The sequence below is a fragment of the Mesorhizobium sp. WSM4828 genome, from assembly GCF_055811175.1.
In genome coordinates, this window is the sequence record NZ_JBVVQK010000018.1 from 96,408 (window position 1) to 117,046 (window position 20,639).

The 20,639-nt window shown below is 62.1% G+C and carries 19 protein-coding genes; 12 read left to right on the plus strand and 7 right to left on the minus strand.

Features of this window, described 5'->3' with window-relative positions; translation table 11 throughout:
* Position 1: 1 nt before the first annotated feature.
* On the plus strand, positions 2–2,089 hold the full coding sequence (locus tag AC0L2X_RS20540; RefSeq protein ID WP_473558986.1) for a hypothetical protein: 2,088 nt from the start codon (positions 2–4) through the stop codon (positions 2,087–2,089).
* Between the two features lie 171 nt (positions 2,090–2,260).
* On the opposite strand, the gene clpS is transcribed toward AC0L2X_RS20540, so the two are convergent.
* From clpS to AC0L2X_RS20555, 3 genes are all read right to left on the minus strand, one after another.
* Positions 2,261–2,566, minus strand: a complete 306-nt coding sequence (gene clpS / locus AC0L2X_RS20545) for an ATP-dependent Clp protease adapter ClpS (RefSeq protein WP_023679498.1) — start codon at positions 2,564–2,566, stop codon at positions 2,261–2,263.
* A gap of 255 nt (positions 2,567–2,821) precedes the next feature.
* Positions 2,822–3,037, minus strand: a complete 216-nt coding sequence (locus tag AC0L2X_RS20550; RefSeq protein ID WP_254819162.1) for a hypothetical protein — start codon at positions 3,035–3,037, stop codon at positions 2,822–2,824.
* A gap of 36 nt (positions 3,038–3,073) precedes the next feature.
* Positions 3,074–3,418, minus strand: a complete 345-nt coding sequence (locus AC0L2X_RS20555) for a hypothetical protein (RefSeq protein ID WP_352489132.1) — start codon at positions 3,416–3,418, stop codon at positions 3,074–3,076.
* Positions 3,419–3,655: 237 nt separating this feature from the next.
* Between AC0L2X_RS20555 and AC0L2X_RS20560 the strand changes: the two genes are divergently transcribed.
* The gene (locus tag AC0L2X_RS20560) at positions 3,656–4,372 is read left to right on the plus strand and encodes a response regulator (RefSeq protein ID WP_254819161.1); all 717 of its coding nucleotides are present in this window, start codon (positions 3,656–3,658) and stop codon (positions 4,370–4,372) included.
* A complete protein-coding gene (locus AC0L2X_RS20565) occupies positions 4,369–5,778 on the plus strand; it encodes an ATP-binding protein (RefSeq protein WP_473558984.1) in 1,410 nt (469 codons plus the stop codon). The genes AC0L2X_RS20560 and AC0L2X_RS20565 overlap by 4 nt, the downstream gene beginning before the upstream one ends.
* 56 nt (positions 5,779–5,834) lie before the next feature.
* Here AC0L2X_RS20565 and choV read toward each other — a convergent pair whose 3' ends face one another.
* From choV to AC0L2X_RS20580, 3 genes are all read right to left on the minus strand, one after another.
* Positions 5,835–7,016 (minus strand): choline ABC transporter ATP-binding protein, encoded by a 1,182-nt coding sequence (gene choV, locus AC0L2X_RS20570; RefSeq protein ID WP_352466810.1) that lies wholly within the window; start codon positions 7,014–7,016, stop codon positions 5,835–5,837.
* Positions 7,013–7,867: a choline ABC transporter permease subunit gene (gene choW / locus AC0L2X_RS20575; RefSeq protein ID WP_473558982.1), complete on the minus strand. Its 855-nt coding sequence runs from the start codon at positions 7,865–7,867 to the stop codon at positions 7,013–7,015. Before choW ends, choV begins: the two co-directional genes overlap by 4 nt.
* Before the next feature lie 117 nt (positions 7,868–7,984).
* Positions 7,985–8,920, minus strand: a complete 936-nt coding sequence (locus AC0L2X_RS20580) for a choline ABC transporter substrate-binding protein (protein WP_473558980.1) — start codon at positions 8,918–8,920, stop codon at positions 7,985–7,987.
* A 236-nt stretch (positions 8,921–9,156) separates the two neighbouring features.
* Here AC0L2X_RS20580 and AC0L2X_RS20585 point away from each other — a divergent pair, with 236 nt between their 5' ends.
* The 9 genes from AC0L2X_RS20585 to AC0L2X_RS20625 all read left to right on the plus strand — a co-directional run bounded on the left by AC0L2X_RS20585 (position 9,157) and on the right by AC0L2X_RS20625 (position 19,799).
* Positions 9,157–9,768 carry a thymidine kinase gene (locus tag AC0L2X_RS20585; protein WP_352466807.1) on the plus strand — a complete coding sequence of 204 codons (612 nt, stop codon included), beginning with the start codon at positions 9,157–9,159 and terminating at the stop codon, positions 9,766–9,768.
* Positions 9,769–9,906: 138 nt separating this feature from the next.
* Positions 9,907–10,296, plus strand: a complete 390-nt coding sequence (locus AC0L2X_RS20590; protein WP_473558978.1) for a c-type cytochrome — start codon at positions 9,907–9,909, stop codon at positions 10,294–10,296.
* A 203-nt stretch (positions 10,297–10,499) separates the two neighbouring features.
* Positions 10,500–11,588 (plus strand): hypothetical protein, encoded by a 1,089-nt coding sequence (locus AC0L2X_RS20595; RefSeq protein ID WP_352450536.1) that lies wholly within the window; start codon positions 10,500–10,502, stop codon positions 11,586–11,588.
* Between the two features lie 35 nt (positions 11,589–11,623).
* Positions 11,624–12,769 (plus strand): hypothetical protein, encoded by a 1,146-nt coding sequence (locus AC0L2X_RS20600; RefSeq protein WP_473558976.1) that lies wholly within the window; start codon positions 11,624–11,626, stop codon positions 12,767–12,769.
* A 24-nt stretch (positions 12,770–12,793) separates the two neighbouring features.
* Entirely contained in the window at positions 12,794–14,704 is a 1,911-nt protein-coding gene (locus AC0L2X_RS20605) for an AAA family ATPase (protein ID WP_473558974.1), read from the plus strand.
* A gap of 137 nt (positions 14,705–14,841) precedes the next feature.
* Positions 14,842–15,258 (plus strand): endonuclease domain-containing protein, encoded by a 417-nt coding sequence (locus AC0L2X_RS20610; RefSeq protein ID WP_473558972.1) that lies wholly within the window; start codon positions 14,842–14,844, stop codon positions 15,256–15,258.
* A gap of 109 nt (positions 15,259–15,367) precedes the next feature.
* Positions 15,368–16,672: a DUF6638 family protein gene (locus AC0L2X_RS20615; RefSeq protein WP_473600273.1), complete on the plus strand. Its 1,305-nt coding sequence runs from the start codon at positions 15,368–15,370 to the stop codon at positions 16,670–16,672.
* Positions 16,673–16,687: 15 nt separating this feature from the next.
* Entirely contained in the window at positions 16,688–17,812 is a 1,125-nt protein-coding gene (locus AC0L2X_RS20620; RefSeq protein ID WP_473558969.1) for a DUF2333 family protein, read from the plus strand.
* 307 nt (positions 17,813–18,119) lie between these two features.
* Entirely contained in the window at positions 18,120–19,799 is a 1,680-nt protein-coding gene (locus AC0L2X_RS20625; protein ID WP_352466802.1) for a formate--tetrahydrofolate ligase, read from the plus strand.
* Between the two features lie 77 nt (positions 19,800–19,876).
* On the opposite strand, the gene AC0L2X_RS20630 is transcribed toward AC0L2X_RS20625, so the two are convergent.
* Entirely contained in the window at positions 19,877–20,524 is a 648-nt protein-coding gene (locus AC0L2X_RS20630; RefSeq protein WP_473558967.1) for a cysteine hydrolase family protein, read from the minus strand.
* Positions 20,525–20,639: the final 115 nt, after the last annotated feature.

The window sequence follows — 20,639 nt, forward strand, 5'->3', positions numbered from 1 at the left end:
CGTGAACTGGTCGCTCGCCTTCGAACCGCTCACCACCTGGCCGCTGCTCGCAGTGGTTCTGGTGCCGCTGCTGCTGCTGGCGCTGGTCGGCCTTTGGTTTCGCCAGCGCGGCGCGGTCTTCCGCCTGGCAGCCCTGATTGCCCTGGCTGCGGCGCTGCTCAATCCCGTGTTCCTCGACGAAGAACGCGAGCCGCTGAAAAGCATCGTCGCCGTCGTCGTCGATCGCAGCCAGAGCCAGGATATCGGCGACCGTACCAAGCAGACCGATGCGGCGTTGGCCGGGCTTCGGCAGCGTCTCGGCCGCTTCAAGCAGTTCGACGTTCGTGTCGTCGAAACCGGCAAGTCCGAAGCCGCCGACGAGCGCACCGAGACGCGGTTGTTTTCCTCACTCGAAAATGCTTTCCGCGACGTGCCGCCGTCGCGCATTGGCGGCGCCATCATGATCACCGATGGCGAGGTGCATGACGCGCCACCCGGCGCACCTGACTTCAATGCCCCGCTGCACGCGCTGATTACCGGCAACGAGCATGAGAAGGACCGCCGCATCCGCTTCGAGAATGCGCCGCGCTTCGGCCTCGTTGGCAAGCCGCTCGACATGACCTATCGCGTCATCGCCACCAACAACGAAACCGGTCCGGTCGATGTCCGCGTATCGGTCAACGGCGAGCAGGTATCGGTCGAGCACGCCAACATCGGCCAGGCGATGCCGCTGCAGGTGACGATTCCCAGCGCCGGGCGCAACATCGTCGAACTCGCCATCAACCACGAGCCGGGCGAACTCACCGACACCAACAACCGCGCCATCGCGCTGATCGACGGCATCCGCGAAAATCTGCGCGTGCTGCTTGTTTCCGGCGAACCGCATGCCGGCGAGCGCACCTGGCGCAATTTGCTGAAATCCGACGCTTCGGTCGACCTCGTGCACTTCACCATCCTGCGCCCGCCGGAAAAGCAGGACGGTACTCCGATCAACGAATTGTCGCTGATCGCCTTCCCGACGCGCGAGCTGTTCGTCGAGAAGATCAAGGATTTCGACCTGATCATCTTCGACCGCTATCAGCACCGCGACGTGCTGCCGATCCTCTATTACGACTATATCTCCGAATATGTCGAAAAGGGCGGCGCGCTGCTGATCGCGGCGGGCCCCGAATATGCCGGCGAAAGCTCGATCGCCCGCACGCCGCTGATGTCGGCGCTGCCGGCAATGCCGACCGGCGAAGTCATCGACAAGGCCTTCTATCCGCGCCTCACCGATACCGGCCAGCGTCATCCGGTAACGCGCGGGCTCGACGGCTCCGCCACCGAGCCGCCGCATTGGAGCCGCTGGTTCCGCACCATCGGCGTCGAGAACCCCGAGGGCGAGGTGGTGATGAAGGGCGCCGACAACCGGCCGCTGCTGCTGCTCGACCGCAAGGGCGAAGGCCGCGTCGGCATGCTTCTGTCCGACCAGGGCTGGCTGTGGGCGCGCGGCTTCGAGGGCGGTGGCCCGCACGTCCAGCTCTACCGGCGCATCGCCCACTGGCTGATGAAGGAGCCCGAACTCGAGGAAGAGCGGCTGACCGCCGACGGCCGCGGCATGGTGCTGGAAATCCGCCGCCAGACGATGAGCGACGACCCCGGCCCGGCGCAAGTCATCACGCCGTCCGGCAAGGCACTGATCGTCAGGCTCGAGAAATCCGAACCAGGCGTCTTCCTCGGCAGCGTCGAGACCAGCGAAATCGGTCTCTATCAGGTCGGCAATGGCGACCTGACGGCGTTGGCCCATGTCGGGCCGGTCAACGCGCCGGAATTCACCGACGTCGTCTCCACCGAGAACCGGCTCAAACCACCGGCTGAGGCAACCGGCGGCAGCGTTCGTCGGCTGGCGCCGGCCTCGGCGCTCGGCAATCTCACCAGCACGGTCACGCTGCCCTCAATCGTTCCGGTCCGTTCCTCGGGCGCAGCCTCAGGCAATGACTGGATCGGCCTGCGCACCACCGACGACAGCGTACTCAAGGCCGTCTCGCGCGTGCCGCTGTTCGGCGGCTTCCTCGGCCTCGGCCTGCTGCTTCTGGCGATGGGCTCGATGTGGTATCGCGAAGGGCGGTAGCGCGGCGGTCTATCCTTCTCCCCTTGTGGGAGAAGGTGGATTGGCGCGAAGCGCCAAGACGGTTGAGGGGTGCTGAACGGAACGCTGTCGGCGCCAAGCTGGAACACCCCTCATCCGACCGAGCTTCGCTCGGCCACCTTCTCCCACAAGGGGAGAAGGACAAACCGCCGCCTACTCCTCCGGCTCCGTCGTGAACATCAGCGGGTAGCCCTTGGCCTTGCCGGCATCGGTTGCCCGCGCCGCCTTGGTCTCGGCGACATCCCTGGTGAAGACGGCGACAACGCAGACGCCGCGCCGGTGCGCGGTGATCATTATCCTATGCGCCTGGTCTTCGCTGAGCTTGAACTCGGCCTTCAGCACCGTCACGACGAACTCGCGCGGCGTGAAATCGTCATTGACCAGGATGACCTTGTAGAGCTTCGGCCGTTCGACCTTCGGCTTCGTGCTGGTACGGGGTTTTGTCGTGATTTCAGGCATTGGACCGGCAATTGCGTACGACAGCTTTGCGGTCATTTTGACATGGGCAAAAGCGGTCGTCCATTCAACCGCGCGCGATCGGCTTCCCGGCGGGCGCAGTTCAAAAGTCCGTGCCTATGTGGGAACTGCCGTCTGGCGTTCAACTGGCAGTGTGGGCCGGGACTGGCCCTACTGTCCGCACGCCAACAAAGACGACCGCTCCAGGCAAATCGCAACTGGAGCGGTCTTCTCATGGGGTAGAAAGGTGTCGCTTGATCAGGCCTTCGGAGCTGCCTTGACCACGTGCTTCTTGTGCTTCTTCACGGTCTTCTTGGCAGCGACCTTCTTCACGGCCTTGGCCGGCGCAGCGGTCGTCGTTGTCGTCGCAGCCGGGGTAGTGGTCGCGGCATTGGCGCTGCTGGCGCCGAGAACGGGCATCGAGACAGCCAGCGCGATGGCGAGACCGAGGGCGGAGAGGAGGGACTTTTTCATGGCTTCACTTCCTTTTTGTGCAGATCGGATTGAGTGTCACTGAACGGGATCGATCGGTGTCACTCCAAGCAGCTTCAAAGCGTTCGCGAGCATCCGGATTCCCTGTGCCTGTTTCTTGTTGGCGCAGAACCGGTTTCCCTTTCTTTGAAGTGCTTTCGCCGCGGTGACCTGCGTTGCCGCGGCATGGGTTTCGAGGGCTTCGTCAAACTGGCGGTTCAGATCGATGCAACGCTCGCTGCGGGTGGTCGCCACCTTTGCATCGGCCGCCTTTGCATTGGCCACCTTTGCATCGGCCAGTTTTGCATCGGCTTGTTCAACCGCGGCCGTGACGAGCGAAATGGAAAGCAACGCACCCATCAGACTGATCGCGAACCTTTGCATTGGTCTATCCGTAATCCCGTAACGCGTGTCGCAGCCGATGACCTGACCGCCACGGCACCACTTATGCCTTTGATTTTTTTCGGCAGTTTTTCCGGATTGTAGAATTTTGTTTCTGGATTGTTTCTGGGCAGCCCGGATCGGGCCGCCGATCTCCACTGGCCAACTTATGGCCTGAATTCTATCGTCTGGCTGACGGCCGAAGCACCGCTTGGGCGATCCACAAATGACAGGTTCCCTGTGAAATCCGACCCCCACATACTGATCGTCGACGACGACAAGGGCATTCGCGACCTGCTTCAGGAATTCTTCCAGAAGCGAGGGCTGCATACATCGGTCGCCGCCGACGGCACCGAGATGGAGACCGTCCTGCGCCGCGCCCAGGTCGACCTGATCGTCCTGGACGTCATGCTGCCCGGCAAGAGCGGGCTGGAGCTCTGCCGCGAGTTGCGCGCCAATTATTCGACGCCGATCATCATGCTGACCGCGGTTACCGAAACTACCGACCGCGTCGTCGGCCTGGAGATGGGCGCCGACGACTACGTGCCGAAACCCTTCGATCCGCGCGAGCTGCTCGCCCGCATCCGTGCCGTCTTGAGGCGCAATGGCGCCGCCGAACCGCGACGCGCCGCCTCGCGGCAGATCTACCATTTCGCCGGCTGGACGATGGACTGTTCGCGCCGCCGGCTGATGGCGCCCGGCGACGTCAGGATCGAGCTGACGATGGCCGAATTCAATCTCCTGCAGACCTTCGTCAAGAGCGCGCAGCGCGTACTGAGCCGCGAGCAGCTGATCGAGCTGTCCGGCGGCGACAGCGGCTACAGCTTCGACCGCAGCGTCGACATTCTGGTCAGCCGGCTGCGGCGCAAGATGGAGGACGACCCGAAAACGCCGAAGCTGATCCTGACCGTGCGCAGCGGCGGCTATCAGTTCCTGCCTGAGACGACCTCCGAATGAGACGCATCCTGCCGCAAACGCTGCCGGTCTGGGTGCTGCTCATCGTCATCGCCGGCCTGCTGATCAGCCAGATCGCGACCCTTTACATCGTTTCGCGCGACCGTGCCGCCGCCAATGACGTCGTCGATCTCTACCGGCTCAACGACCGCGCCTTCTCACTGGTACAGCTGATGCATGACGCTACGCCGGAACAGCGCAAGGCGACGGCCTCCGGCCTGTTCAACGCCACTTATGCGCTCACCGTTTCCAACACGCCCGCTGTTACTTCCTCGATAGCCGGCGACGACGAACTGGCCGAATTGGAAGACATATTGGTCGGCCGGTTATCGAAGTTCGGCATCACCGACGCGCGGGTCCGCCGCGACCCTGCAACGCACGAAGCCGACGCTCCCGGTGGGACGGTCGCCGGTCCCGATATCGGCCAGGTCGAGCGCGACCTGCTGGTGCTGGCGGCCGATTTCGCCCAGAGCGACAAGCTGACCGCCTCGCTTCGCTTTGCCGACGGCCAATGGCTGAACTTCACCGAGCCGAACACACCGGCTGGGCCGATACTGAGCTTCGACAGCCTGCCGCTCTATGCCTTGATCGCCGGGCTGGTGGTAGCTTCCTCGATCTGGTCGCTGCGCCGGCTGACGGCGCCCTACCGGATGATGGAGACCGCGGTGAAGCGGATCGGCAAGGACCTGAAGAGCCCGCCGATCGCCGAGAGCGGCAGCCGCGAGGTGCGTACCGCGGCAAAGGCGGTCAATGCCATGCAGGCGAGGCTGCGCGCCTATGTCGAGGACCGCGAGCATCTTGCGGCCGCACTGGCGCACGACCTGCGCACGCCGCTGACCAGGATGCGGCTGCGCCTCGAACTGCTGAGGAATTCGTCCGTGCGCGCCGCACTGGCGCACGACCTCGCCGACATCGAAGGTATTGCCAGCTCGGTTATCGACTTCGCCACTTTCGAGGTGACCGAGGAGAAGAGCGAGAGGATCGATTTCTGGTCGCTGGTGGAATCGATCGCCGACGGCTTCGACGAGGTCTCCTTCGACAATGACGATGCGCGCTCGCGCGGCCTGATCTGCGTCGCGCGGCCGGTCGCGCTCCGGCGCTGCGTCACCAACCTCGTCCAGAACGCGGTGACCTACGGCAAGAAGGCGCATCTCAGCCTGCGTCAATCGGGCAGGATCATCACGCTGGCGATCCATGACGAGGGTCCGGGCATACCGCAGGCCGAGCTCGACGCCGTGTTCGGCTCGTTCGTGCGCCTGGAACAATCGCGCAACCGCCAGACCGGCGGCCTCGGCCTCGGCTTGACCATCGCCCGCAACATCGCCCGTAGCGCCGGCGGCGAAGTCAGCCTGTCCAACCATCCCGATGGCGGCCTGCTGACCGAGCTGCGCCTGCCGCTGGCGGTTTAGCTTGCGGTATCGGGCTAAGCCGACGTTTGGTCTTGGTTCTCTCCCAAGGAGAAAAACTATCTTCGCAGCACCGCGCTCAGCACATCCCTGACGCCGATGGCGCCGACGAAGCGTGACTGGTCGTCGAACAGCGCCACCGGTGCGGTCTGCGAGCGATGCATGGCCAGCATCACGGTTTTCAGCGACGTGCCGGGATTGGCCCAGAATACCTGCGCCGTCTCCTCCGGCTGGGCTTCGACATCGGCGCAGGACACCCATACCGCCGGCTTGCCGTCGCGCTCGGCCGCCGCCACCAGCCCGTGTTCGTCGATCTTGAAACGCGTCGTCTTGCGCCGGTCGAGCCACACCCAGCCGTTCTCGCCGTGCTCGAGGTCGCGGCGGTCGCGCATGACGTTCCAGGCGGTCAGCACCGAGAGCGGGTTCACATTGGCGATGAAGTCGCGGACATAGTCGTTGGCGGGCCGCAGCACGATGTCTTCCGGCGCACCGGTCTGCACGATGCGCCCGCCCTCCATGATGGTGATATGGGTGCCGATCTTCAGCGCCTCCTCGAGGTCGTGGCTGACGAAGATAATGGTCTTCTTCAGCTCGGCCTGGAGCTGCAGCAACTCGTCCTGCAGCTTGGTCCGGATCAGCGGATCGAGCGCCGAGAACGGCTCGTCCATCAACAGGATCGGCGCCTCGGTGGCAAAGGCGCGCGCCAGGCCGACGCGCTGCTGCATGCCGCCGGAAAGCTCATGCGCATACTTTTTCGACCACTGGTCGAGATGGACCAGCTTCAGCTGCCTGTTCACCCGCTCCTTGCGCTCGGCTTCGGGTACCCCGGCGAGCTCGAGGCCAAGGCCGACATTCTCCTCCACGGTGCGCCACGGCAGCAGGCCGAACTGCTGGAACACCATCGCCACCTGCTTCTGCCGCAGCCGACGAAGCGTCGCCTCGTCGCAGGTGACGACGTCGACCGTACCGTCGCCGTCCTTGACCAGCACCTGACCGCGCGAGACGACGTTCAGCCGGTTGACGGCTCTGAGCAGCGTCGATTTGCCGGAGCCGGAAAGCCCCATCAGCACCGAGATCTCGCCCTCGTTCACGGTGAGGCTGGCGCCGGCGCAGCCCAGCACGTTGCCCGTCTGTTCGAGGATCTCGGCTCGGGTGGCACCACTGTCGATCAGCGCCAGCGAGCCTGCCTGGTCGGCGCCGAAGACGATGTCGACATTCCTGAAATCGACGGCGACGGTCATTTCTTGCCTCCCACGCCGATGCGCGTCATCCGGTCGAGCACGATGGCGAGCACGACGATGGCCAACCCTGCCTCAAGCCCGAGGTCGATCCTGCGCGACCCGAGCGCCCGGTTGATTTCCGTACCGAGGCCGCCGGCGCCGATCAGCGCGGCGAACACCACCATCGACAGCGACAGCATGATCGACTGGGTCAGCCCGGCCATGATGGTCGGCAGCGCCGAAGGCAGCTCGACCTTCCACAGCAGCTGGCGCTTGGTGGCGCCGAACGCCTCACCCGCCTCGACGATCGATTTCGGCACCGAGATGACGCCGAGATGGGTGAGCCGAACCGAGGTCGGAATGACGAAGATGATGGTGACGATCAGGCCGGGCGCGTTGCCGAGGCCGAACAGGGTCAGCACCGGGATCAGGTAGACGAAGGTCGGCAGCGTCTGCATCAGGTCGAGCACCGGCAGCATGACGCGATAGACTTTCGGCTTGTGCGCGGCCCAGATGCCGAGCGGCACGCCGATAGCCATCGAGACGGCGGCCGCGGCAACGACCAGCACCAGCGTCTCCACCGTCTGCTTCCACAGGTTCTGGTTCAGAATGAACAGCAATCCGATGAACACCGCGAGGGCCAGGCCTTTCGAACGCTGCAGGAAATAGGCGAGCAAAGCGATCAGGGCGATCAGCAGAACCGGCGGCAGCAACAGCAGTCCGTCGACGATGCCGTCGAGCAGAAAGTTGAGGCTGTTGGAAAAAGCCCTGAAGACGGTGTCGAAATTGTCGGTGAGAAAGCCGAAAAACGCCTTCCCCCACGCCCCAATGGGGATCTTGTAGCTGACCAGGAATTTGGAGATCGGATCCATCTAGCCCCTCTTCTGCCGGCGCCGTCCTTGCCGGACGGTCATCTTGTCACAGGATATGAAAAAGGGCAGCCATTTCTACCGTGGCTGCCCCTTGTCTCGTCATGCCAGATGGTCGGGTCAGCTTCCGAGCGCTGTTTTCACCGCTGCCGCCGCATCGCCGCCGTCGAAGGTGGTGATGCCGGCGATCCAGGGAGCGACCGCGTCCGGGTGCTTCTTCAACCAGTCGGTGGCGACCGTATTGGCGTCGCCGCCCTTCAGGATCGCGTCCATCATCTCGCCTTCCATGTCCAGGTTGAACTTCAGGTTGGCGATGAACTTGCCGGCATTGGGGCATTCGCTCATGTAGCCCTTGCGCACATTGGTATGCACGGTGGCAGCGCCAAAGCCGCTATCGCCCATCCCCTCGAGATAGGTGATCTTCATGGCGCCCATCACCGGATGCGGCGTCCAGCCGAGGAAGGCGATCCATTCATTGTTCTTCATCGACTGCTCGGCCTGGGTGAGCATGCCGGCCTCGGAAGATTCGACCAGTTCGAAGCCTTCGAGATTGGTCTTCGGATCCTTGATCATATCGAGGATGATGCGGTTGCCGTCATTGCCGGCCTCGATACCGTAGATCTTGCCGTCGAACTTGTCCTTGAACTTGCCGAGATCGGTCAGCGTCTTGACACCGGCATCGGCGACATAGGTCGGGACCACGATGCCGTAGCCGGCACCGCTGAGGTTTTCGCTGACGGTCTCGACCGAGCCTTCGGCGGTGTAGTCCTTGATGTCGTTGGTCATCGACGGCATCCAGTTTCCAAGAAACACGTCGAGGTCTTTGTTCTTCAGGGACGCATAGGTCACCGGCACCGAAAGCTGGATCACCTGCGGCTCGTAGCCGAGCGCCGTGAGCAGCACCGAGGCGACGCCGGTGGTCGCCTGGATGTCGGTCCAGCCGACATCGGACAGCCGCACCGTCTTGCAGCTTTCCGGATCGCCGGCAAATGCCCCAGTCGTGGATAGAAAAGCCGCCAGGCCGAGGCCGGCGACGAATGAACTCATACGCGACATGAAAATTCTCCCATTTCAGTTCTCGGTGAAGTGAAGCGACGGTTTTATCTCCGCCTTGTCACGTCAGCCAAACATCATTCTGCTGCGGTTTCAAGCACTAAGGCAATCACGAACAACGGCGCGGGCTGGCCGATCAGCGACACGCCCGCCGCTTTCCGGATGGAAGTCGCCTTTTCCCGGTGGAATGTAGGCTCTCCCCCTCCCCGCTTTGTTGCAACTCGGCTTAAAAGGACGGCATGGCCAAGCTGTACTTCCATTATGCGACGATGAATGCCGGCAAGACGACGATGCTGTTGCAGGCCTCGTACAATTACCGCGAGCGCGGCATGACGACGATGCTGTTCATCGCCGGCCACTACCGCAAGGGCGATACCGGGCTGATCTCGTCGCGCATTGGCCTGGAGACGGAAGCCGAGATGTTCCGGGACGGCGACGATCTGTTTGCCCGGGTCGCCGAGCATCACGACCACGCCACGGTCCATTGCGTCTTCGTCGACGAGGCGCAATTCCTGGAAGAGGAGCAAGTCTGGCAACTCGCCCGCATCGCCGACCGGCTCAACATCCCTGTCATGTGCTACGGCCTGCGCACCGATTTCCAGGGCAAGCTGTTTTCCGGCTCGCGCGCCCTGCTGGCGATCGCCGACGACCTGCGCGAGGTGCGCACCATCTGCCGTTGCGGCCGCAAGGCGACGATGGTGGTGCGCCTCGGCGCCGACGGCAAGGTGGCGAAACAGGGCGAACAGGTGGCGATCGGCAAGGATGTCTATGTCTCGCTCTGCCGCCGCCATTGGGAAGAAGAAATGGGCCGCGCCGTGCCCGACGATTTCATCGGCTTCACCAAAACCTGACCAGCGCTATTTGTTTCATCCGGCCTTGACTTGGCGCACGCCGAACAGCTTGAAACAGCAATCGTTTCCGCCATCATGCGGCGTTTGTTAAGCGTGCCGCCTATTTTGATCCGCAGCCAGAGCCGTCGGGGAGTTCTCATGCTTCGAGCCATTTCGTCTGCCGCTGCTTTCCTCATCGCCGGCGCTCTTGCCGCGCATGCCGACGGCGATGCTGCTCTCGGCAAGAAAGTCTTCAACAGATGCATGGCCTGTCACGAGGCAACGAGCGACCGCGACAAGGTCGGCCCGCATCTGCTGGGTGTCGTCGGCCGCACCGCCGGCACCGCGGACAGCTATCTCGGCCGCTACTCGCAGGGGATGAAGGACGCCGGCGCCACCGGCCTGGTCTGGGACGAAGCAAACCTTGCCGAATACCTGCGCGCGCCGCGGCAGAAGGTCCCCGGCAACAAAATGGCCTTCTCCGGCCTGACCAGCGACGACGACATCGCCAACGTCATCGCCTACCTCAAGGCCGATCCCAAGCCCTGAGCGTCGCTCCCGAGCATGGTTGAAGCGGTGTCTGACCGGACGGCAGTTACACCGTAATCATTGCCTGACTATCCTGCGGTCGGCCTCCTGAAATTCTTTTGTTTTCCTGTAATCCCATGTCTTCCGTCTTTCATTCGCCAAACCCGGCACATATATTCGCGGCGGTTTGCGAAACGAAACCGATGCCGAAGCGGGAGGCCCCAATGGCGACATTGCAGAATTTCGATGCCGAGATTGCCAAGACCAAGCAGGTCGTGGAGGACATGCGCACCAAGATCGAGCAGTCCGGTACCGTGCTCGACACGCTCGCCACCGCCGACAAGAAGATCGGGGACGCCAATTTCGATATCGAGAATGCCCGCATCGAGGATGTGCTGAAGCAGCAGAAGGTGATGGAAGGCAATATTGCCGACCTGATCATCGGCCTCGAGGACGCCACCAACGTCTTCGGCGCCGAATTCGAGAGCATGAAGAACTACACCGGCTGGGAAAATTTCGTCGGTGTCTTCTCCAGCCAGCGCAAGCAGCGCCTGCGCACCGACCGCGTCCGCAACATGTCGCTGGCCGGCAATTTGCAGGAGCTGCTGGCGAAATCCGACACCATCGTCGGCATCCTCAAGGCGCAGAAGCAGGTTCTCGACACCCGCTACAAGACCTCCGAGGCCAGCCTGTCGCAGGTGATCGAGCGCCGCAAGACCACCATGTCCAATCTCGAGACCGTGCAGAAGCGCATCGAGGAACTCAACCCGATGCTGCTCGACATCGAGAACAAGATCGCCGCCTCGACCAGCCAGAAGGAGCGCACGCAGCTTGAAGGCGAACGCTCGAAACTGGCCACGGAATACAACGAGAAGCAAGCCAAGGAGCAGGAATTGCTGGCCGAAAGCCAGACGCTGGAGCGCTATACCTCGATGTTCCAGACCTTCGTCGATTCGCTCAACAACCAGATCGCGGCGCAATCGACGCTGATCAACAAACTGACCATCGATACCGAGCAGCGCATCGTACTGTACAAGGCGCTGGAAGATTCGCTGAAGACCGCCGCCCAGCAGGATGTCGCCCACAAGATCAACACGCTGGGCAGCCAGGTCGACAACACCGCCGAAGAGACCATGGCCGGCATCGGTGCCGCCTCGCAAAAGCACATCGGCGATCTGCTTGAAATGCATGAGAAGAACATGGTCGCCACCGCCGACATCCAGCGCCGCAAGAAGCTCGCCGACGATGCCTTCGCCCGCCGCTTCGACGATGTGATGAAGAAGCACAATTCGGCAAATTACGTTCAGTCGTAATTGCTGCACGTGCACTGCTTCCAAGGGCTGGCAGCATGACCCCCGAAAACGAAGCCGCGGCGCGCTATTTCTCGGCGATCGCGGCGGCACTTGGCGGCCTCGAAGTGTTCATGCGCGACGATCGCTCGCCGCTCTACCGGCACGGCATCGTCGCCAAGGTCGTCGCCGAATATATTGCGCGGCTCGACAAGTCGTTCTCGTGCTGGCGCAACCGGCTGGGCTTCACCGAGACGTTCCGCATCTCGCGCGCCGAAAGCGGTTTCCCGGTCTTCCAGAACCTGCTGGAGCTGGAAAACGACCGGCTCCAGGCTGATGCGCGCCTCGCCAATCTCCCGCTGGCCGACGAGCTGCGCGAGGAAATGGCGGACTTCATCCTGCGCCACAAGGAATTCCCCGAAGCGCTGCAGAAGTCGATGGCCGAGCGGCTTTACCTCGAGGACGTCAAGAGCGAGACCCCCTTCGGCCCGTTCACCCTGGCCCAGACGGTCAAGGTGTCGGTCAATCCGAAGACGTTGCGGCCCTATTATCTGGTCCACTGGGCCTGCTTCGACGGCAGCGCCAACCTGCCGCTTGTCTATATGGTGACGGTCGAGGATTCCTCGGACGACATGATCCGGCAGCTTGTCGACTCCAGTGGCAAACTTAATGAGAGGGTCGACATTCCGCTGCCGGTCGACGGCTTGCTCAATCCCGAGCTTGCCCACCGTTTCGACGATTTCACCGAGAAGAATTCCGCCTACGCGCTGTCGCCGGCGACCATCGCGGTCAACCTCGACAAGGATTTCGAGCCGCTGCATCCCAAGCAGCTGCGTCGCGTCGTGCTCGGCCCGTTCTATTCTGCAGGGATTACCGACAACAATTCGACGGTGAGCGAAGTGCTGGCCAAGGTGCGCAAGCCGGAAAACGCCTGGCTGCTGACCTGGACCATCCAGGAGGTCTTTTCCAAGGCCGAAAAGCCAGGCCGCAAGGGGCTGTTTTCGAGCGAAAAGACGACGCAGGAATTCTTCATCAATACCGACGATCTCGAGGCCGCGCGGCAAGGCGTGTCGAGCTATGAGAACCATGCGCTGATCCCGCACGAGGCTTATCAGGCGCTCTATGCCGCCGGCGAGGCGCAGAAGATCTTTTCCGGCTACAAGGTCCACATCCTGTCCAAAGGGCAGGTCATCAGCGACGTCTGACCGTCAAATCGCGGAGCATCCTCCATGGACACCGGCCTGACCACCATCCCGGAAGCGGCAATTGAAAAGCACCGTGCCACTGCGCAAAGTTTCATCACTCGCATCGTCGTGCTGGAAGACCCATCGCGCGAGTCCGGCACCGCGCTTGCCGGTACCAACCGCCGCTTCGTCTCCACCGTCTCGGTCGGCTCGGTTCGCCGCACACATGAGGTCGAGCTCGCCAAAACCGTCGCCGCCGTCCATTCCGACGACCAGTTGCTGACCATCCCGCAGCACACGTTGTTGTTTCGCGCCCGGCGCGGCACAGCGATAGCGCTGGCCATATCGGATGTCTTCGCCGAGGGCTCGGACCTCGAAAGCCTGCAGGCGAAAAATGCCCGCGCGCCGCTCGAAGGCGATGAAGCTGCCACCTTCAAGAAGCTGCTGTCGGCCTCTGCCTACATCTCCGCCTTCAGCCTTGCCTCCTATCTGTTCCAGCTGATCGACAGCGACGGCGAGGCGCCGAACGACACGCCCGAGCCGGACTTTCTGTTCGACACGCCACAGGATGCGATGAAGTCGATCGTAGCCGGGCTCGACAGGGCGATAGCAGGTTCGAAGGACGATGCCGACCTGATGACCCGCGCCCGCGCCTTTGCCCGCGTCGCCATCGACGGGCTGTTGGCGCGAAAGAGCCGCTTCGACGGCATCGGCCCGTTCGAGAACGCGCATATCCGCATCGACGTCGACGATTTCATCCTTGACGGTTTCGACGTCGCGCCGGGTAAGCGGGCAAAGCCGCTGGTGATGACCTTCAAAAAACCGGAAGAGGTCGTCGGCAACCACATCGCCAAATACCAGTCGGTCAAGCTTGCCAAGATGCTGATGGCGTACGATTTCGAGCGTGAGCTGAACCCATTCGTCGAGCTCGGCGGCTTCCTGTTCACCTTTATCGGCGATGGCGCGCCCGGCACCGGCAAGACAACGTTGATCCAGATGATCGCCGGCCTTCTCAATGGTTATTGCCAGGTCGCCGGCTATCCCTTCGCCTACGAGAATTTCGGCGTCGACCAGATCTCGTCCTACCAGGGCAAGTCCGGCCAGAACTGCCGCCAGTTCATCAACAATGTGCTGAACCCACGCGTCATCGGCTTCGGCACCATCGACGATATCGACCAGGTCGCCGCACGCCGCTCAGACGACCGCGCCTCCGCCGGCCAGCAGGAAATCACCGGCGTGCTTATGGACGCCTTTGGAGGTGCGGCGACCGTGGTGCGCGGCAACTGCTCGTTCGGCATGTTTTCCAACTATCCCGAAAACGTCGACGACGCGCTACGGCAGCGCGCCGGCGCCCGCTGGCTGGTCGACGGCCCGCAGAGCCGCGACGACTACATTGACATCTTCGTCCTGCTCGCCGGCAAGAACCACAAGATCCCGCTCGGCGACCACAAGCTTTATGCGGCGCAAGAGATCCAGCGCGCGGTGATGGAAGCTTACGAGGAGCATGAGAAGCCGCAGGAAGACGGGTTGATGAAGGTCTATGAGCGCTACATGAAGGAGAACGGCGCGCCAAAGACGATGGCCGACATCGGCACCTATCTGCATATGATCAAGGATGCCGAGCCGCGCTTTACCGGCCGCGCCATCAAGAACGTCACCGACGCCATCAAGATGCGCGCCATGGACATCGAATTGCCGGACGAGTGGTTCGAAAAGCCGGAAGCCTTCATGCACAAGGGTTACGACGACAAGAAAGCGATGATCGAGGAGCTGCGCGGGCCGTTCTCGATGGATATGGTCATGCAGGAGATCAACCGCTACGCGGATTCCGAATTCCGCTACTCCGACAAGTCCGACGATGCGGCGGTGACCAAGATGATCCGCGACACCCGCCTGCGGGAGCGTGCCGTGCGCGAGATCGAGGAGATGAAGAAGAAAGGGCTGTGGAATGCGTGATCTTCCTTCTCGCCGGATAACACTGTTTCCGGTGCGATGCATAAGCTCCCACAGCAACGCTGAAAGACGTGGCTCAAACGCTGACGCCCCCCTCTCCCCGTTCTTCACGGGGAGAGGGTAAGGGTGAGGGGCAGCGCATGCGTGGGCCAGAAATAGACACAACCAAGCGCGCAAGGCGCCTGCGTCAATCCGACAACGATGCAGAAACCGCGCTCTGGATGGAGTTGCGCGACCGCAGGCTGAACGGCCATAAATTCGTACGGCAATTGCCGATAGGCTCTTACTTCGTCGATTTCGCCCGCAGAGACTGCCAGCTCGTCGTCGAAGTCGATGGCAGTCAGCATGTCGGCAGCCAATATGATCGAATCCGGGATCGCTTCATTGTCTCCGATGGCTGGTCCATCCTTCGCTTTTGGAATGTAGACGTATTGAAGGAGCGGGAAGCCGTCCTTGAAACAGTAGTGGCTGCGATTGAAGGGCGCCTCGAACGCCATATCGAAACGCATGATCTTCGATTTGTCGCCGCCAAAGGCTATGGAGAGACATGTCCTTGACCGTTTGCGCTGCCCCTCACCCTTACCCTCTCCCCGTGAAGAACGGGGAGAGGGGGGCGTCAGCGTTGGAGCTCGGTCACCCAGCGCAAGATCGGTTGGGACTACGCGCATGAGCCCCGCCAAGAAGCCCGATCTGTTGCGCGACAACGAGCTGATCTACGGCCGGCTGCTGACGATCGACGAGCCGCATCTGATCCAGCGCTACAACAAGGCGATGGTCGCGTTCGGCTTGAGGCCGACCAGATTGAAAAGCTTCGAGATCGACCGCACCGGCTTTTCGCCGCAGGTCGCCGAGGAATGCGGCGACTACAGCTACCTCGATCCGAACGAGGTCAACCGCCGCTTCATCATCCTGACGCCGTCGCAGATCGACCTGCCGGTGGTGCACACGGCTTTTTCCAACACCTCGCTGCTGATGTACGAATTCATGTCCAAGAACCAGCGTGCCATCGATGCGCTGACGATCAAGGACGTCATCTATGGCGAGATCGAGGATTCGGTCCCCAAGGTCGACGACATCGAGGACCTGCTGTCGATCAACCAGGTCGAATTCAAGGTGCTGTCGGCGGAGGACGTGCTCGGCAAGGCCGCCGAACTCGGCAAGCTGGTCGACCGGCTGAAGCAGGAGCCGGATGCCTGGCGTGACAACGCCATGCTGGCCCACATGGTCGAGCTGGCGAAGATCTGCGGCGACATCCGCGAGAATGCGCTGGTGCCGGACCAGGTGATCTTCCGCCACAACGCCTATTGGACCAGCCATTTCGGCGGGCTCTATGTGTTTGTCGATCCCGACGTGACGACGGTGATCAGCGACCCGGCGGCGCCGGGCTTCCGCCGCTCGCGACCATGGCAGGTGAGTTACCTTTCGATCCACGACGCCGACAAGGTATTCAAGTTCCTCGCCTCGACCGGCCGCATCGAGCTGCCGCGCGCCTCATGGATCGAAACCTCCGGTTATGTCGAGCATCGCGCCGAAATGGTGGTGCGCGCGCTGATCCGCGACGCCGATCCCGAGCGCAATCTGACCGACGTCGACAAGGTCTGGCTGCAGACCTGGATCCACGGCCATACCGATCTGATTACCAGGGACGGCAATTTTCCCTTCCTCAACGCCGCCAAGCGCGAGATCGCCCAGCTCGGCCATCTCAAGATCGAGGACGTGTTCCCGCAGCAGCGCTTCCTGGTCATCCGCGCCAAGCCGGACCATCCCGACGCCTGGCTGACCAACCAGCTGATCTCGGACTTCGTGCCGCAGGACTTCGTCTCGCGTTACGTCTTCAACAAGCCGGGCTTCTACAGGGATTATGAAGGCTTCAGCGACGCCTGGAGATCGCATGTTGTGGACGTTCTGAAAACCACATATCTGAAGGACAAGGTGGCGTTTCGCACACGCCTCTACGGCTTGACTGACTGAGGGGGTGATATCGCCATGCTTGATCCGATCGTGAGTTTCTTCACCCGGATTTTCCAGTGGATTGGCCGCGGCATCGGCTTGGTCGTCGGTGCGATCCTGTGGCCGTTCCTGTGGGCGGGGCGCTGGTACACGCAACGCGGCTGGATACTGAAGGCGGTGCTCGGCCTGGCTGTGCTCGTGCTGATCGGCCTCTATATCAATTTCTTCTACGCCACCCAGTGGTGGAACAATTTCGACCCGAATTACGTCGACAAATACACGTTCGAAAAACGCAACAGCTCCGCCGGTGAACAGGTTTCCGCCGGCGCCGGCACCGACACGGCCAAGACCTGCGGAAATTCAGCCATTGCCCAGGTTGCGGCCGACCTGACCGACTTCAACGTCAACCAGAATGCCTGGGTGTCGTCGATGATCCTCTACAAGCTCGGCCTGTTCGGCATCGACTGGGACCACACGCCGTTCATGGACAACAAGGCTTCGTTCCAGCGCGGCATCAACCAGGCGGTGCGGCGCACGGCGACCGAGCTTGCCGATAATCTCGGCCGCGTCCGCACCACCTCGCAGATCGACGCCGACCTGCAGGACGCCCGCGGCAATCTGCAGTTCGATGAGGAAACCTGGTATTTCGGCTTGAATCCGTTCGGCCCCAAGACGCCGACGCCGAGCTACTATCGCGACGCGGTTCGCAAGCTGCGTTCCTTCAACGCCCGCCTCGCAGCCTGCCAGGCGACGTTCGATGCCCGCGCCGACAATCTCAAGCAGTATATCGACCGCATCTCGTCCGATATCGGCTCGACCTCGGCGATCCTCAAGGAGCGTGCCGAAAACCACAATAATGGCTGGTTCGACACCCGCGCCGACGACCGCTTCTGGTTCGCCTATGGCCAGCTCTATGCCTATTACGGGCTGATGAAAGGCGCACAGGCCGACTTCGAGGACGTCATCAAGGAAAAGCACCTGCAGAACCTGTGGGATACGATGGACGCGCAATTCGTCTCGGCGCTGCGCATCCAGCCCTTCATCATCGCCAATGGCCGCGAGGACGGCTGGCTGTTGCCGACACATCTGACGACGATGGGCTTTTACATACTCAGGGTGCGCTCGAACATGGTCGAGATCAGCAACGTGCTGACCCAGTAGCGGATCGTTCCGCACAGCCGGCGCTGGTGAATTTGCGCCGTTGCTTCTGTCGCTTTTCGCGTATTAGGCGGCTGTTTTGAGACGGCGGAACCGCGCCTGCTCTGGCTTCTATACGGCGCTGCAACCGGCGCAAAAAAGAACCTGTAGCAGAGCGGCCGGCGGCAGAGGTATTTTCTTCGCAGGAAACATAGTTGCATGAAAGTTGACGCCGCGGCAGCGACAGGGGTAGAACATGCTCGCGCCTGCAATGCCGGGCTGTTCTTGCGACCACACTAGTCAAATCCGTCCAATCCAGAGGGAAGCCGTCATGGCCGAAGTGAAGTCCGACATCGAGATCGCGCGCGGCGCCAGGAAGAAGCAGATCCAGGAGATCGGCCAAAAGATCGGCATTCCGAGCGAACATCTTCTGCCCTACGGCCACGACAAGGCGAAGATCTCGGCCGAGTTCATCAAGTCCGTGAAGGGCAACAAGGACGGCAAGCTGATCCTCGTCACCGCCATCAACCCGACACCGGCCGGCGAAGGCAAGACGACGACGACGGTGGGCTTGGGCGATGGCCTCAACCGCATCGGCAAGAAGGCCATCGTCTGCATCCGCGAGGCTTCGCTCGGACCGAATTTCGGCGTCAAGGGCGGTGCCGCCGGCGGCGGCTACGCGCAGGTCGTGCCGATGGAGGACATGAACCTCCACTTCACCGGCGATTTCCATGCCATCACCACCGCGCATAACTTGCTGTCGGCGCTGATCGACAACCACATCTATTGGGGCAACGAGCTCGGCATCGACACCCGCCGTGTCGTCTGGCGCCGCGTCATGGACATGAACGACCGGTCGCTGCGCGAGATCATCTGTTCGCTCGGCGGCGTCGCCAACGGTTTCCCGCGCGAGGCCGGTTTCGACATCACAGTCGCCTCGGAAGTCATGGCCATCCTGTGCCTGTCGACCGACCTGAAGGACCTGGAAAAGCGCCTCGGCGACATCATCGTCGCCTATCGCCGCGACAAGTCGGCCGTCTATGCCCGCGACCTCAAGGCCGACGGCGCGATGGCCGTACTCTTGAAGGACGCCATGCAGCCCAATCTCGTGCAGACGCTGGAGAACAACCCGGCTTTCGTCCATGGCGGCCCCTTCGCCAACATCGCACATGGCTGCAACTCCGTCGTTGCCACCACGACGGCGCTGAAGCTTGCCGATTACGTCGTCACCGAAGCCGGTTTCGGCGCCGATCTCGGTGCCGAAAAGTTCTTCGACATCAAATGCCGCAAGGCCGGCCTTAGGCCGGCAGCGGCGGTCATCGTCGCCACGGTTCGCGCCATGAAGATGAATGGCGGCGTCAAGAAGGAGGACCTAGGCAAGGAGAACGTCGAGGCGGTCAAGAAGGGCTGCGCCAATCTCGGCCGCCATATCGAGAACATCCGCCAGTTCGGTGTGCCGGCTGTGGTCGCCATCAACCACTTCTACTCCGACACCGAGGCCGAGATCCAGGCGATGAAGGACTATGTCGCCTCGATGGGCGAAGAGGCGATCCTGTGCAAGCACTGGGCTCAGGGATCGGCCGGCATCGAGGAACTGGCCAAAAGAGTCGTGGCATTGGCCGAATCCGGCGCGTCGCAATTTGCCCCGCTCTATCCCGACGCCATGCCGCTGTTCGAGAAGATCAACACCATCGTCCAGCGCATCTATCGCGGTTCCGAAGCGATCGCCGACAAATCGGTGCGCGACCAGCTCCACGCCTGGGAGCACGCCGGCTACGGTCATTTGCCGGTCTGCATGGCCAAGACGCAATATTCCTTCTCCACCGATCCGAATCTGCGCGGCGCGCCGACGGGCCACACCGTGCCGGTGCGCGAGGTCAGGCTGTCTGCCGGCGCCGGCTTCGTCGTCATCATCTGCGGCGAGGTGATGACAATGCCCGGCCTGCCCAAAGCGCCATCTTCGGAAAAGATCTTCCTGAACGAAATGGGCCAGATCGAAGGCCTGTTCTAGGGATAATCAACGCTCGAACGGCAAAGGGCGCCGCAACGCTGCGGCGCCCTTTTTGCGTCTTCGCGATGATCTCGTCCCTATGCCGCGCTTCGCGCCAGCGCGCGCTGGTTGGAGGCATAGGGTGTGTCGTGCTGGGGAACCACGCCGGTTTTCAGGCAATCGATCCACTCGGCGGTCTTGAGAACCGCCGCGAAGCGCGACTGCAGGACGATCGTCACGACGCGATGGATTTCCTCCCCCGAAGCGTACCCGGCGCTGTTGGCGTAGGGCAATGACCCGGTTGCGTCCGACAGGAACTCCACCTCAAAGCCCATATGCACGGCGTGGACGACCGTCGACAGGTCGCAATTATGCGTCATGTAGCCAATGACCGTGATCGTCTCGATCGAGTTGTCGCGCAGCCACTCCTCGAGGTCTGTGCCGGTGAAGGCGCTGGGAAGGTTCTTTTCGATGTAGTGGTCGCGGTTTCGCCTGGCGATTTCCGGGTGCAACTCGGCGCCATGGCTGCCCTTGGCGAAGACCGGTGAGGTTTCCGGCGCCAACTGTTTGATGACCACCACCTTGACGCCTGCCTCGGTGGCCGCGTCCATCGCTCGCGCTACATTGACGACGCTGTCGCGGAAGGGCGGATGCTGGATGGCGAGGTTGCCGCCGTCATAGTCGTTCTGAACATCGATAACGATGAGGGCGCGGCGTGGAGCTTTGCCTTTGGCTGGTTGCGACATGGGGTTTTCCTTTCCCGTTGGACATTTATGGGTGGATGATAAGTTCGGCATGGAATTGCAAAAAGTGTCCCAATTGACATTATTCGAAAGAATTGGGACAATTGCTTGTTACCCC